Below are 13,529 nucleotides of genomic sequence, written 5' to 3'. Positions count from 1 at the left end.
GATTGAAGGGGTGGTTCGCTATTCCGTTATGGCGGCGGGTGCTGGGCGGCCTCGCGCTCGGGCTACTGCTCGGGCTGGTCTGGCCGCAGGCCGCGCCGGCGGTCGCGGTCCTCGGCGACCTGTTCGTCCGGGCGATCCGCATGCTGGTCGCCCCGATCGTGCTGGTGACGATCGCCGCCGGAATAACCCAACTGGCCGATCCGGGCAGGCTGGGGCGGATCGGTGGGCGCACCGCGCTGCTGTTCGCCGCGACGACGCTGGTGGCGGTCGGCGTCGGCATCGCCACCGCGCTGCTGGTCCGGCCCGGCATCGGCGCGGGCGTCGGCGGGGCGACACCGCAAGCCCTCGGCACGATCGCCACCCCCTACGCCCAACTGGTCGGCATCGTGCCGCTCAACATCGTCGAGGCACTGGCGAAAGGCGACATGCTCGCGCTGATCTTCGTCGCGATCCTGACCGGGTGCGGCACGGTGCTGGCCGGGGAGGCCGGCGCGCCATTTGCCCGGCTGCTCCAGTCGCTGTCGGCGGTGTTGCTGCGCATCGTCACGCTGGTGATGGAGGCAACCCCGTTCGGCGTGTTCGCGCTGATCGCCAATGCGGTGGCGAGCGGCGGCGCGGCGGTGTTCGTCCATATCGGCTGGCTGGCGCTGGCGGTGCTGATCGGGTCGCTGGTGCAACTGGTGGTCGTCCATGCCGCGCTGGTGCGGCTGGTCGCGCGGCTGCCGGTGCGGCCCTTCTACGCGAAGATCGTCGACGCACTGGTCGTCGCCTTCTCGACCGCATCCTCCTCGGCGACGTTGCCGGTGGCGATGCGGATCGCGGGCGAGCGACTGGGGATCGCGCGGCCGGTCCATTCCACCGTGCTGCCGCTGGGGGCCAGTATCGGCAAGGACGGGACGGCGATGTATGTCGGCCTGCTCGCCACCTTCGCGTTGCAGGCGTTCGGGGTGCCGCTGACGCCAGCGGTCCTGGTAACGGTATGGCTGACTGGCGCGCTGGCCGCGTTCGGCACCGCGCCGGTCCCGTCGGCGTCGCTGTTCATGCTCGCCGCCGTGCTGTCGGCAGTGGGCGTGTCGGCGGAGGCGACCGCGCTGGTCGTCGGCTTCGTCCTGCCGTTCGACCGGCTGCTCGACATGACGCGGACATTGCCCTCGGCCAGCGCCAACCTCGGCGTCGCGCTCACCGTCGCGCGGATCGAGGGCGCGCTCGACCATGATGTCTATCTGGAGCGACGCCGATGAGCGTCGTTCTCGCGCTCCTGCTGGGTGCCGCACCGGTCGAGGCGCAGGTTCGCGAGGTGCTGGCGGAAGCACCGGCGGGCACCCGCTTCGGACTGGTCGTGGTCGACGATCAGGGCACCGAGCAGATCGCCATCGCCCCCGACGACCGGTTCGTGCCGGCGTCGAACACCAAGATCTTTACCACCGCCGCCGCCTTCGCGACGCTGCCGGTCGACGGGCCGGACACGGCGGCGACCGGAGTCCGGCTGGAAGGCGACGACGTCGTGCTGGTCGGCGCGGGCGATGCGCGGCTGTCGGCGGCGGCGGATTGTGCCGTCGACTGTCTCGCCACGCTGGCCGATGCCGTCGCCGCGCGGACGCGGCGGGTGGGCGATGTGATCGGCGACGACAGCGCCTTTCCCGATCAGCGCTGGTCGCCCGGCATGGCGTGGAACAACATCCCCACCCGGTCAGGCACCGGCATATCGGCGCTGAGCCTCGACGACAACGAACTGACGCTGACGGTGCGTGCCGACGGCGGCGGCGTGACGGTGGCGGGTCCACGCTATTACCGGATCGAGTCGCGCATAATGCCGGGACCGCGCAGCGCGATCGGCGTCGACCGGATGCCGGGCAGCGACCTGCTGCGCATCCATGGCACGATCGCGCCGGGCACCGTCGAGACGATCCGCGTCGGGATCGACGATCCGGCGCACTATGCGGCATGGACCTTCGCCGCGATGCTGCGGGCGCGCGGCGTGGCGGTGCGCGGGCATATCGGCGTGCGCCACCGGCCATGGCAACCGGGCAACGAGCGCGCGGTCGTGCAGCGCACCGCGCCGCCGGCGATGCTCGCAACCGCTACCCCCGCGCCGTTACTGAGCGACCTGCGGATCACCAACAAGGCCAGCCAGAACCTGCACGCCGAACTGCTGCTGCGCCGGATCGGCGCGGTACACGGCGGCGGGTCGATCGGCGACGGGATCGCGCGGGTCGCGGCACTGATCGAGGCGGCGGGGGTGCCGCGCACCGCATGGGACCTGTCCGACGGGTCGGGCATGTCGACCTACAACCGGGTATCGCCGCGCGCGATGGTGCGGTTCCTGCGCTGGATCGACGGCCAGCCCTGGGGAGCGGCATGGGGGTCGACGCTGCCGGTGGCGGGGGTCGACGGCACGCTCGCCCGGCGGTTTCAGGGCACGGCGCTCGCCGGGCGGCTGTCGGCCAAGACCGGATCACTGTCGGGCACCTCGGCGTTGGCCGGGGTGATGACCGCCACGAGCGGACGGCGGCTGACTTTTGCCTTCTACGCCAATGATGTCCCCGAGGGCGGTTCGGCGACAGCGATCATGGACCGCGCGCTGCTGACCGCCGCCGCCGCGCTATGACGGCGGTGTGGGCCGGGCGACGAACGGCACGAACAGGATCGCGGCGAGGCTGAGCAGCGCCGAGAGCAGGAAGAACCCGTCATAGCCGATCGCCACCACCATGCCGCCCCCTGCCCCGGCGAGCAGGCGCGGCAACAGAAAGGCGAACCCCGACAGAAAGGCATATTGCGCGCCCGCGAAGCGCGGATCGACCAGCATCGACAGATAGACGACGAACACCGCCGCCGCCATCGCATTGCCGAACTGATCGGCAGCGGTGGCGAGGTACAGCCAAGCCTCGACCGGCGGACAATGCGCCAGCCAGACGAAGGCGAGGTTCCCGATCGCGGCGAAGCACGCCCCTGTCACCAGTCCCCGGCCGGGCGACCAGCGCGCGGCGATCCACCCGCCGGCACCGATGCCCGCGATCGTCGCGGCGAACGCGACATAGCTGTCGGCCAGCCCGATCTGCGTCAGGCTGTAGCCGAGCGAGCGGATCATCGGCTTCGACAGGTTCACCGCCAGCACGTCGCCCATCCGGTAGAGCGAGACGAACGCCAGCAGCACGATCGCCATGTGGTCGTAGCGGCGGAAGAATTCGACATAGGGCCCAAGCGCGAGCGAGGTTCGCAGCCGGGACGTGGGGCCGGCACGCCGGATGCGCGGCAGGGCGATCGCCATCGCGACGAACGGCAGCATGCAGGCGACGAGGACATAGGGGGTGACGTTGGTCGCCGCGCCGATCCCGGCGGCGCTACCCGCCGCGACGACGCCCCAGGCGATCCCCCCGGCGACGAGCCCCACGACGGTCAGGATCGCGGCGCTCGCCAGCAGACCGGTGAGCAACGCCACCGTCCGGCGCCCCTCGCCCTTCATCATGGCGATGAGCGGAAACGGCAGCAGCGCGCCACCGGCGACGACGAGATAGGCGATGCCCCACCCGCCACGATCGGCGAGGAGCAGCGCGCCGCTGCCCGCCGCGACCATTGCCGAACGATAGCCCCACAGGTTCGCCGCCGCGATCGGCCCCTGTGCTTCGGGCGTCGGCGCTTGTTCGATCCGCCACGCATCGACCGCGATGTCGAGCGTCGTCGTCCAGAAGGCGAGCAGCACCGCATACCCTGCGGTCAGCCGCAGGTCGCGCGGATCGCTCATCCCCAGCCCGGCCAACGCGGTGGCGATGCCGAGCAGCGCCAGCAATATCCATCCGCGCCGCCGCCCCCAGCAGCGCGCGAAACCCGGCACGTCGTAGCGGTCGAGCAGCGGTGCCCACAGGAACTTGGCGCTGGGCAGCAACTGCACCCATGCGAAGAAGCCGATGACGACCAGCGCCGCCCCCGCCGCCTGCAACCGCAGCGCGAGGACCGTCGAGAACATCACGAGCGGCAGGCCGCTCGCGAAGCCGAGCAGCGCGAATAGCGGCAGGCGGCCGGGCGATGCCGGCCGGGCGATGCTCAATGCTTGCGCGGGATCAGGTGCAGCGCACCGACGACGATCCCGCCGACGATGATGCCGACCACCGCCGACAGCGCGGCGTTGACGATCCATGCGACCACCCTGCCAATCGCGGGCAGGGCTTGTGCAGCATGATGCGCGGTGTCGTGGATCAGGTGCGGCAGGGTGACGAGGCCGAATTCCTCCATCCCGTGGACGATGATCTGTCCGCCGACCCACAGCATCGCCGCCGTGCCGATCAACGCCAGCGCCTTGAGCAACACCGGCATCGCCTTCACCAGCCCGCGTCCGACCACCTGCGCAACCGCGCTGCTGCGCTTGGCGAGGGCGAGGCCGATGTCGTCCATCTTCACGATCACCGCAACCGCGCCGTACACTCCGACGGTGATCGCGATGCCGACCGCCGCCAGCACCACCGCCTGCATCCCGATCGACATGTCGGGCAGTTCGGCGAGCGCGATCGCCATGATCTCGCCCGACAGGATCAGGTCGGTGCGGACCGCGCCGGCGACCTGCCGGTTTTCCAGCTCGACCGGATCGGTGATCGTCGCCGCTTCGTCGGCTTCGTGGCCGCCGGTGAACGAACCGATGATCTTGTGCGCCGCCTCGTAACAAAGGAACGCGCCGCCGACCATCAGGATGGGGGTGATCGCCCATGGCGCGAACGCGCTGAGCAACAGCGCGGCGGGCAGCAGGATCAGCAGCTTGTTCTTGAGCGAGCCAAGCGCGATCTTGCCGATGATGGGCAGTTCGCGCGCGGGCGACAGGCCGACGACGTAGCGTGGCGTCACCGCCGCATCGTCGATCACCACGCCCGCCGCCTTCACTCCGGCGCGACCGGCCGCCGCCGTCACATCGTCGAGCGAGGCTGCCGCCAGCTTCGCGATCGCCGCGACGTCATCGAGCAGAGCCACCAATCCACCGGCCATCGCCTGTTCCCCTTGTCCGTTGGCGGACGTGGTAGCGGGCAAGATGCTGCGACGCCACGAAAAGCGTCGTGGCGGTTACTGCACGGCGGCGGGGATGCGGGCGTCGACCAGATTGCCGACGAACTGGTCGGTGCAGCGCGACCAGCAATAGCCGCTGCCGATCCGGGCGCAGGCGTCGCGATCGGCGGTGAGCGCCAGCGCGACGGCCCTGGCCAGATCATCGTCGATCGCGCCGATCCGATCGGTGCCGCCGCCCGTTCCGTCGGTACCGATGACGTCGAGCGGGCCGGGCACCGGATAGCCCGCGACCGGCGTTCCGCAGGCCAGCGCCTCGATCATCACCAGCCCGAAGGTGTCGGTGCGGCTGGGGAATACCAGCACGTCGGCGGCGCGATAGGCGGCGGCGAGGCCCGCGCCCTGCTTCACCCCGACGAAGCGTGCGAGCGGATAGCGCCGTTCGAGATCGGCGCGCGCCGGGCCGTCGCCGACCAGCAGCTTGGTGCCGGGCACGTCGAGTGCGAGGAACGCCTCGATATTCTTTTCGATGGCGATGCGGCCGACATGCAGCAGGATCGGGCGCGGCAGCGTGGCAAGGTCGAGCTGGCCGCCATCGGGCTTGAACAGCGACAGATCGACGCCGCGCGACCAGCGCCGGGTATGGTCGATGCCGTGCCGGCCAAGCGATTCCGCGACGCGGGCGGTGGCGGTCATCACCCCGCTGGCCCGCGCATGGAAACGGCGCAGGAACGGCCAGAACAGCCCGGCCGGCAGGTGCGTGCGCATCGCCAGATAGTCGGCGAAATTGGTGTGGAACGAGGTGGTGAACCGCGCGCCGCGCGCCTTGCACCAGCCACGCGCCGCCCAGCCGAGCGGGCCTTCGGTCGCGATATGGATCGCATCGGGCCGGAACGCCGCCAGTCGGTTGCCGAGTTCGGTGCCGCAGCCCAGCGCAAGGCGGATCTCGGGATAGCCGGGGCAGGCGCGGGTGGCGAAGCCGTCCGGGGTGAACGCCTCCACCACATGGCCGCGCTGCTGCAACCGGCCGATCGTCGTCTGAAGCGTGCGGACGACGCCGTTGACCTGCGGAGTCCACGCATCACTGACGATCGCGATCCTCATGCGGTGGCGACCACCCCGGCCGGGGCGAGCGCGGTGGCCGGGGCCTTGGCGGCATCCCTGCCCCATGTCTCCGCCCGCCAGTCGATCAGCGACATGGCACCCGTATGATCCTCGACCAGCGCGGTGCAGCTTTCCACCCAGTCGCCGTCGTTGTAATAGGTGATGTCGCCGATCTGGCGGATTTCGGCGGTGTGGATATGGCCGCAGACCACCCCGTCGACGCCGTGTTCGGCGGCGGCGTGGGCCACCGTTTCCTCGAACCGGCCGATGAAGTTCACCGCGTTCTTGACCCGGTGCTTGGCATAGGCCGACAGCGACCAGTAGGGCAGCCCCAGCTTGCGCCGGGCAAAGTTCCACACGCTGTTGGCCTTCAGCAGCGCAGTATAGGCATAGTCGCCGAGGAAGGCGAGCCAGCGGGCGTAAAGCACCACGCCGTCGAACTTGTCGCCGTGAAGGATCAGCAGGCGGCGGCCGTCGGCGGTTTCGTGAATATCCTCTTCCACCATCTCGACGCCGCCGAATTCGAGGCCGACATAGTCGCGGAACGCCTCGTCATGGTTGCCGGGAATATAGATGACGCGGGTACCGCGGCGCGCGAACTTCAGGATCGAGCGGATCACGTCGTTGTGGCTCGACGGCCAGTACCAGCCCTTGCGGATCTGCCACCCGTCGACGATGTCGCCGACCAGATAGAGCGTCTCGCATTCGATCGAATGGAGGAAATCGACGAGGTGCGCGGCGCTGCACCCCGGCGTGCCGAGGTGCACGTCGGAGATGAAGACGGTGCGATACGACCGCTTCGGGCCATCGGCCTGATAGGATTGCGGGTCGTTGATCCAGTCCGGCATCTTGCGCGCCAGCGATGTCATCATCGAACGGTCAGACTTTTTTGTGACCGGACGATGTTCCGTCCGGGATACAGTGGCCGTTGTCATCGTTTGCTTCCCCACGAAAGCGGACCGGACATGCGTCCTTGCTTGGCGCTTATCTACCGCCGTCGCGCGACATTATTGTTGCGTGATGATGACGCGCGCTTGCATCAAATTGAAACCTTGGCGACTTCATACCGCCATCGCGGTGTCATCGAATCCCGTCACCCTCGCTCGTCAGACCGCCGACGACCGGCGCTGACCGAGGATTTTGCGATTGGCTCAGGAATTGAACCGTATCGGCGTGGCCAGCGCCTATGACCGATGGGCACCGATCTATGATCTGGTGTTCGGACCGGTGTTCCGCCGCGGCCGGCGCGCCGCGATCGACGCCGCCGAGGAAGTGGGCGGGCGCATCCTCGAGGTCGGGGTCGGCACCGGCATCTCGCTGCCGCACTACCGCGCCGACAGCCGGATCACCGGCATCGACATCGCCGACCAGATGCTGGACAAGGCGCGCGACCGCGTCAAGCGGCTGAACCTGACCCAGGTCGAGCGGATCGCGATCGGCGATGCCGAGGCGCTGGACTTTCCCGATGCCTCGTTCGACGTGGTGGTCGCGCAGTATGTCGTGTCGGCGGTGCCGCATCCCGACCGCGCCCTGAGCGAGTTCCTGCGCGTGGTGCGGCCCGGCGGGCTGATCGTCATCACGACGCGGCTGGGGGCGGAAACCGGCGTGCGCTCGAAGATCGAGCGCGCGCTGATGCCCGTCACCAGCCGGCTGGGCTGGCGCACCGATTTCCCGTGGTCGGTCTATGGCGACTGGGCGCTGCGCCATCCGAACGCCGAACTGGTCGAGCGCCGCCCGCTCCCGCCGCTCGGCCACTTCTCGCTCGTCTGTTTCCGTCGCACCGCCGACGGACAGGACAATACACCTACGCTCGCGCACGCCGCGACCGCCTGAACCCCCCTTGCACAAGGCTGCTACGATGTCCGGTTTCAAGGAAGCGTTGAAGGAACAGCGGTGGGACGATCACCGCTATTACCACCACAGCATCATCAACCAGGCGCTGCATTTCGTCAGCGCGACGACGTTCCTGATCGCCTATGTCGTGGTGTGGATCGATCCCGCCGTCGCGAGCCTGCTCGGCTGGCTGGTGGCGATGACCGCGCGGCAATCGGGCCATTTCTTCTTCGAGCCCAAGACCTACGATCACCAGAACCAGGCGACCCACGCCCACAAGGAGGAGATCAAGGTCGGGTACAACCTGTTCCGCAAGATCGTGTTCATGGGGCTGTGGGCGGCGACGCCGATCCCGCTGCTGATCGACCCGACCTTCTTCGGGCTGTTCGAGCCGCATGTCGGCTTCGTCGGCTTCCTGCGGCATCTGGCGCTGCTGTGGCTGGGCTTTGCGGTCGGGGGATTGCTGTTCCGGGTGGTGCAGTTGTTCGTGCAGCGCGACGTGATGACTGGCCTCGTCTGGGCGACGAAGATCATCACTGATCCGTTCAACGACTTCGTGCTGTATCGCAAGGCGCCGGTGCAGTTGTTAAAGGGCGCGCGGATCGATACGGATTTGCAGGAAGAAGCGCGCCGGGCAAGGGGATAGCGCAGCTATCCACGCGCCGCCCGAGGCGTGCCCGGCCGGCGGCGCGAAAAGCGCCGTCCGACGCCACGGGCTTTGCCCGTGGCGGGCCGGTGGCGGCATTCGCCATCACCGTCCTGCCCACCCCCGCCCGAAGCGCTTGGCGAGGGTTTCCTTCAGCACCGTCCGGCGCAGCGTCTTGTCGGTGGTGCCGGGCGCCGACCACCACCAGCCATCGGCCTGCATCGCGCGCGCCGCCGCGACGAAGCGCGCCACGACGTCGGCGAACGCCGCATCGTTATAGTCGAGGCTGAAGATCAGGCGGCCGGTGCCCACCCAGCTCAGCGCCAGCCCCTCGGCCCGCAGATAATATTGCAGCATCCAGTTGTAGCGCGACGGCACGGTGTAGGTCACGGTCCACACCGTCTGCATGCCCGCCGCGCGTACCGGCAGGTCGGCCGCCGCCATCGCCGCATTAAACTGCGCGATCCGCGCGTCCCAACGGGCATCGACGCCGTCATACATTGCCTGCACCTGCGGCGAATCGAGGCAATCGAGGAACACGTCCATCGCCCCCATCACATACGGATGCGCGTTGAAGGTGCCGCGCGCGAAACAGATGTCGGCGGGGCGATCGGCACGGTAGCGGGTCATGAGGTCCGCACGGCCGCACAGGACGCCGACAGGCAGGCCACCGCCCAGCGTCTTGCCATATGTCACCATGTCGGGCTGGACGCCAAAAGCCTCGGCCATGCCGCCCTTCGCGAGACGGAAGCCCATGAACACCTCGTCGAAGATCAGCACCACGCCGGCCTTGGTGCAGACGTCGCGCAGCCTGACCAGCCAGTCGCGATAGGCGGCGCGATCGAGCCGGGCGGCGCGGCTGCTGTCAATCAGCGTGCCATCGGACGGCGCGCCCTTGTTGGGGTGGAGCGCTTGGAGCGGGTTCACCAGCACGCAGGCGATGTCCTTGCGGGTGGCCAGCACGTGCAGCGTGGCGTCGGACAGTTCGGCCAATGTCAGCGTGTTGTCCTGCGGGACCGGGTTGCCGATGCCGGGCTGCACATCGCCCCACCAGCCGTGATAGGCCCCGGCGAAGCGGACCACGCGGCGGCGGCGGGTGTGATAGCGCGCGAGGCGCACCGCCTGCATCACCGCTTCGGTGCCTGACATGTGGAACGACACCTCGTCCATGCCGCTGATCGCCTTCAGCCGGGCGACATTGGCGGTGATGAGCGGGTGGTAGGTGCCGAGCACCGGGCCAAGCGCGGCGACTCGCGCGCTGCCTTCCGCGATGCATGATTTGTAGAAGTCGTGGCCGAACAGGTTGACGCCGTAGGAGCCGGCGAGGTCGTAAAAGACATTGCCGTCGAGGTCGGTGACGGTGACGCCGGCCGAGGATTCGTAGAATGCCCCGGTGGCGAGGCGATCACGGACCAGCGCGCTGAACTGGAACGGCACGCGGTAGCGACCGGTGAATTGCAGGTCGGACAGGCCCTCGCGCAATTCCTTCGTCGCGGCGACGGTCTTGGCGAACCGCCCGGCGTAGAGCGCGCTGAGGCGATCGAAGCCGGCGCGGCGCTGTGCGGCGATCTCTGCGGGCGCATCGTCGGCGGCGAAGAAGCGCGCGTCGTCATAATCGTAGAAGGCGATCTGACGCGCGATCCGCTGGCCCAAACGGACATGGCCGGTCAGCGAGCCGTGCTTGGCACGGCTGAGCGCGAGGCGGGTGCGCCCCCTGGTGGCGACGAGGCCGGCGGTGGCGGCGGCGAGAGCGAGGGCGAGCGGCGACATGGCTGACGCGAATATGACCCGATGACGAACTATTGATGACGGCGATGGAACAGACTTCGCCCAACCCGCTCGCCCGGATGATCGCCAGACTGACCGCGATCGAATCACTCAACTATGCCGCGACGAACTGGCTGCCGCGCCGCACGCTTACACGGGCGATGGGGCGGTTCAGCAAGATCGAGCAGCCGTGGATCGCCAAGGCGTCGATCGCGGTGTGGCGGACGTTCAGCGCGGTCGACCTGTCCGATGCGGCGGAGACGCGCTGGCCATCGATGCACGCCTGTTTCATCCGGCGGCTGCGGCCCGGTGCGCGGAGCTTCGCGGCGAATGCGAATCAGATCGCATCGCCCTCCGACGGGATCATCGTCGCGAGCGGGCGGATCGATGGCGACAGCATCGTGCAGGCCAAGGGGCAACGCTATTCGATCGGCGAGCTGACCGGGGGCGAGGGCGACGCCTATCTCGGCGGGAGCTTCGTGACGCTGCGGCTGACGGCGGGGATGTATCACCGGTTCCATGCGCCGCAGGACGGAACGGTCGACCGGGTGCGCTATTTTCCGGGCGATTGTTTCAACGTGAACCAGCCGGCGCTCAAACGGGTCGAGCGGCTGTATTGCCGCAACGAGCGCGCGACGGTGCGGCTACGGCTGGACGATGGCACGCCGGTGTTGCTGGTGCCGGTGGCGGCGATCCTGGTCGCGGCGATCCGGCTGACCTTCCTCGACACGGTGAAGCTGCTGCGCGAGCGGGCGGAGCCGGTGGCGACGTGCGATGCGCGGCTGCGCCAGGGTGAGGAGATGGGGTGGTTCGAGCATGGCTCGACGATCTTGATTCTGCTGCCCGCGCCGTATCGGCTGGCGCAAGGGGTGGCGACCGGCGACCGGGTGTGGGCAGGGAATGTGCTGTTCGATCGGGGGTGAAACCCCTATAACCATCATTCCCGCGCAGGCGGGAATGATGGTTATAGGGCGGGAAAGCGCAACGTCACGCGCAGGCCGGGTTGCGCGTCGGACAGCTCGACGCTGGCGGCCATGCGTTCGGCTGCCGAGCGGACCACCGCCAAACCCAGACCACTGCCGTCGGGGCCGTCCGCCGGACCCAGCCGGACGAACCGCTCAAAGGCACGGGTGCGATCGGCGGCGGGGATGCCGGGGCCGTCGTCACGGACAATCAGCAGCACCGCATCGGGAGTCAGCGCCAGCGCGATGGTCACGGTGCCGCCGCGCGCGTTGTAACGGATGCCATTGTCGATCAGGTTGCTCACGATCTCGAACAACAGCGACCAATAGCCCGCGACGACGAAGCTGCGGTCGTCGGCGGCATCGAGTTGCAGGTCGACCCCCGCCTCGATCCCCTGCGCGATGCGGCGCGAGATGACGGCGGTGGCGACCTTGCGCAGATCGACCTGTTCGAACGGGGCGGCGGCACCGGCTTCCTCGGCGCGGGCGAGCGACAGAAGCTGGGTAAGCAGCCGTTCGAGCCGGGTGACGGCATCGCCGATCTCGTCGAGTGCATCGGCCTCGCCACGCCGGGCGAGTGCGACTTGCAGTTTCAGCACCGACAAGGGCGTGCGCATCTGGTGCGAGGCGTCGGCGGTGAAACGGCGGGTGGCGGCGGTCGCGGTATCGAGTTGCGCCAGCAGCCGGTCGAAGGCGGTGGCAAGCGGGCGGAGTTCGATGGGCAATGGCCCCGGATCGAGCGGCGAGAGGTCGGGCAGCGCGCGGCCGTCGCGGGCCTCCACCGCGCCGCGCAGGCGGGCGAGCGGGCGCAGGCTCCAGCCGAGTGCCGGGCGCAGCAGCAGCACGGCGATGCCGACCAGCAGCAGCTCGCCGACCAGCAGCGCCACGACCAGCCGCCGGGTCAGCGCGGCGCGGTTATCGAGCGTTTCGGCCACCTGCACCACCACCGGCTGCGCAATCGCGGGGAGCGCGCGGCGGACCTCGGCGATGCGGATGCGCTGACCGCGATAGGTGGCGAAGCGGAAGCGCGGCACGTCGGTCGTCAAATCGGCGGGATCGGGCGCGGGAAGATCGGCATAGCCGGTGAGCAGGTCGCCGCCGACGGCGATGCGGTAATAGACGTTGTCGCGCTCGCCGTTCTCCAGCATGCCGAAGGCGGCGGGCGGCAGGTCGAGTGTCACCTCACCGCGTTCGACCTCGACCGTTTCGGCGATCGCACCCAGCGCGCCGCCCAGCACGCGGTCGTTGGTGCGGCGCACGACATCGGCGATCAGCGTCGCGCCGACCAGCGCGACGACGACCGCGACCAGCGCGAGCGGGCCGAGCATGGCGGCGAGCAGGCGCGTGCGCAGCGCGATGGCGCGGGGGGCGGGCATCAGGGGACCATGGCTCCCCTCCCTGACAGGGAGGGGTTGGGGGTGGGTCGGCCGGTTGGTTGGCGATACGGTCCCTCGCAGGCCAACCCACCCCCGACCCCTCCCTTCCAGGGAGGGGAGGCATCAGGCATCATCCCCCTCACCCCGCGTCCAGCAGGTAGCCGACGCCGCGCACCGTGCGGATCTGCGGGCCGTCGGGGGCGAGCTTGGTGCGCAGGCGGGTGACGTTCACCTCGATCGCGTTGGGGCCGACCGGTTCGTCATAGCCGAACACTTCGGACAGCAGCAGGTCGCGCGGCACCACCTGTCCGGCGCGGGTGGCGAGTGTGTCGAGCACCGCCCATTCGCGGCGGCGCAAGTCGAGGGTGCGTGTCCCAACCTGCGCGGTGCCGGTCGAGCGGTTCAGGACCAGTGTGCCCACGGTCAGTTCGGGCACCGGATCGCCGCCGCGCCGGCGGCCAAGCGCGCGGACGCGGGCCTCCAGTTCTTCCGGCTCGAAGGGTTTGCGCAGATAATCATCGGCGCCGAGGTCGAGGCCCCGCACCCGGTCGTCGAGCGCATCGCGCGCGGTCAGCATCAGCACCGGCACGCGCTCGCCGCGCCGGCGCATCTCGCGCAGCACGGTGAAGCCATCGATGCCGGGCAGCCCGACGTCGAGGATCGCCAGCGCATAGGGTTCGCCGCCGACCACCTCCAGCGCCTCCTCGCCCGACGCGACATGGTCGACCGCATGGCCACCGCCGCGCAGCAACGCGGCGATGCTGCGGGCGAGCGCGGCGTCGTCTTCGATCATCAGGATGCGCAAAAATGCCTCGGGGCATGAAAGGTTGCTGACAGCTTCACCACGTATCGCAT

12 protein-coding genes are annotated in these 13,529 nt (G+C 69.2%); 5 read left to right on the top strand and 7 right to left on the bottom strand.

Translation table 11 applies throughout. The annotated features are described in order from the left end of the window. Positions 1–2: 2 nt before the first annotated feature. Both LRA89_RS02085 and dacB read left to right on the top strand, forming a co-directional pair. Positions 3–1,241, top strand: a complete 1,239-nt coding sequence (locus LRA89_RS02085; protein ID WP_230636009.1) for a dicarboxylate/amino acid:cation symporter — start codon at positions 3–5, stop codon at positions 1,239–1,241. Beyond that, entirely contained in the window at positions 1,238–2,608 is a 1,371-nt protein-coding gene (gene dacB / locus LRA89_RS02080) for a D-alanyl-D-alanine carboxypeptidase/D-alanyl-D-alanine endopeptidase (protein ID WP_230636008.1), read from the top strand. The genes LRA89_RS02085 and dacB overlap by 4 nt, the downstream gene beginning before the upstream one ends. Here the strand turns inward: dacB and LRA89_RS02075 are convergent. From LRA89_RS02075 to LRA89_RS02060, 4 genes are all read right to left on the bottom strand, one after another. Continuing rightward, positions 2,603–4,045, bottom strand: coding sequence for an MFS transporter (locus LRA89_RS02075; RefSeq protein ID WP_230636007.1), 1,443 nt, complete (start codon positions 4,043–4,045; stop codon positions 2,603–2,605). The two genes, dacB and LRA89_RS02075, sit on opposite strands and share 6 nt — an antisense overlap. Then, positions 4,042–4,971, bottom strand: a complete 930-nt coding sequence (locus LRA89_RS02070) for a DUF808 domain-containing protein (RefSeq protein WP_230636006.1) — start codon at positions 4,969–4,971, stop codon at positions 4,042–4,044. The genes LRA89_RS02075 and LRA89_RS02070 overlap by 4 nt, the downstream gene beginning before the upstream one ends. 75 nt (positions 4,972–5,046) lie before the next feature. Beyond that, on the bottom strand, positions 5,047–6,090 hold the full coding sequence (locus LRA89_RS02065; protein ID WP_230636005.1) for a glycosyltransferase family 4 protein: 1,044 nt from the start codon (positions 6,088–6,090) through the stop codon (positions 5,047–5,049). Next, positions 6,087–6,962 (bottom strand): UDP-2,3-diacylglucosamine diphosphatase, encoded by an 876-nt coding sequence (locus tag LRA89_RS02060; RefSeq protein ID WP_443024917.1) that lies wholly within the window; start codon positions 6,960–6,962, stop codon positions 6,087–6,089. Before LRA89_RS02060 ends, LRA89_RS02065 begins: the two co-directional genes overlap by 4 nt. A 274-nt stretch (positions 6,963–7,236) precedes the next feature. Here LRA89_RS02060 and LRA89_RS02055 point away from each other — a divergent pair, with 274 nt between their 5' ends. After that, positions 7,237–7,923 (top strand): class I SAM-dependent methyltransferase, encoded by a 687-nt coding sequence (locus LRA89_RS02055; RefSeq protein WP_230636004.1) that lies wholly within the window; start codon positions 7,237–7,239, stop codon positions 7,921–7,923. Between the two features lie 25 nt (positions 7,924–7,948). Then, positions 7,949–8,569 carry a hypothetical protein gene (locus LRA89_RS02050; RefSeq protein WP_230636002.1) on the top strand — a complete coding sequence of 207 codons (621 nt, stop codon included), beginning with the start codon at positions 7,949–7,951 and terminating at the stop codon, positions 8,567–8,569. A gap of 105 nt (positions 8,570–8,674) precedes the next feature. Here the strand turns inward: LRA89_RS02050 and LRA89_RS02045 are convergent, their stop codons facing one another. Then, entirely contained in the window at positions 8,675–10,339 is a 1,665-nt protein-coding gene (locus tag LRA89_RS02045) for an aminotransferase class III-fold pyridoxal phosphate-dependent enzyme (RefSeq protein ID WP_230636000.1), read from the bottom strand. A gap of 44 nt (positions 10,340–10,383) precedes the next feature. Here LRA89_RS02045 and asd point away from each other — a divergent pair, with 44 nt between their 5' ends. Next, positions 10,384–11,259, top strand: a complete 876-nt coding sequence (gene asd / locus LRA89_RS02040) for an archaetidylserine decarboxylase (protein WP_230635998.1) — start codon at positions 10,384–10,386, stop codon at positions 11,257–11,259. A gap of 41 nt (positions 11,260–11,300) precedes the next feature. On the opposite strand, the gene LRA89_RS02035 is transcribed toward asd, so the two are convergent. Next, positions 11,301–12,674 carry a sensor histidine kinase gene (locus tag LRA89_RS02035; protein ID WP_230635997.1) on the bottom strand — a complete coding sequence of 458 codons (1,374 nt, stop codon included), beginning with the start codon at positions 12,672–12,674 and terminating at the stop codon, positions 11,301–11,303. A 139-nt stretch (positions 12,675–12,813) separates the two neighbouring features. Further along, the gene (locus LRA89_RS02030) at positions 12,814–13,467 is read right to left on the bottom strand and encodes a response regulator transcription factor (RefSeq protein ID WP_056499338.1); all 654 of its coding nucleotides are present in this window, start codon (positions 13,465–13,467) and stop codon (positions 12,814–12,816) included. Positions 13,468–13,529 lie beyond the last annotated feature (62 nt).

This window comes from Sphingomonas sp. Leaf4, assembly GCF_920939515.1.
In the GTDB taxonomy this organism is placed as follows: domain Bacteria; phylum Pseudomonadota; class Alphaproteobacteria; order Sphingomonadales; family Sphingomonadaceae; genus Sphingomonas.
The sequence above is the reverse complement of the archived record's forward strand: the minus strand, read 5'-3'. Positions and strand labels throughout refer to the sequence as shown.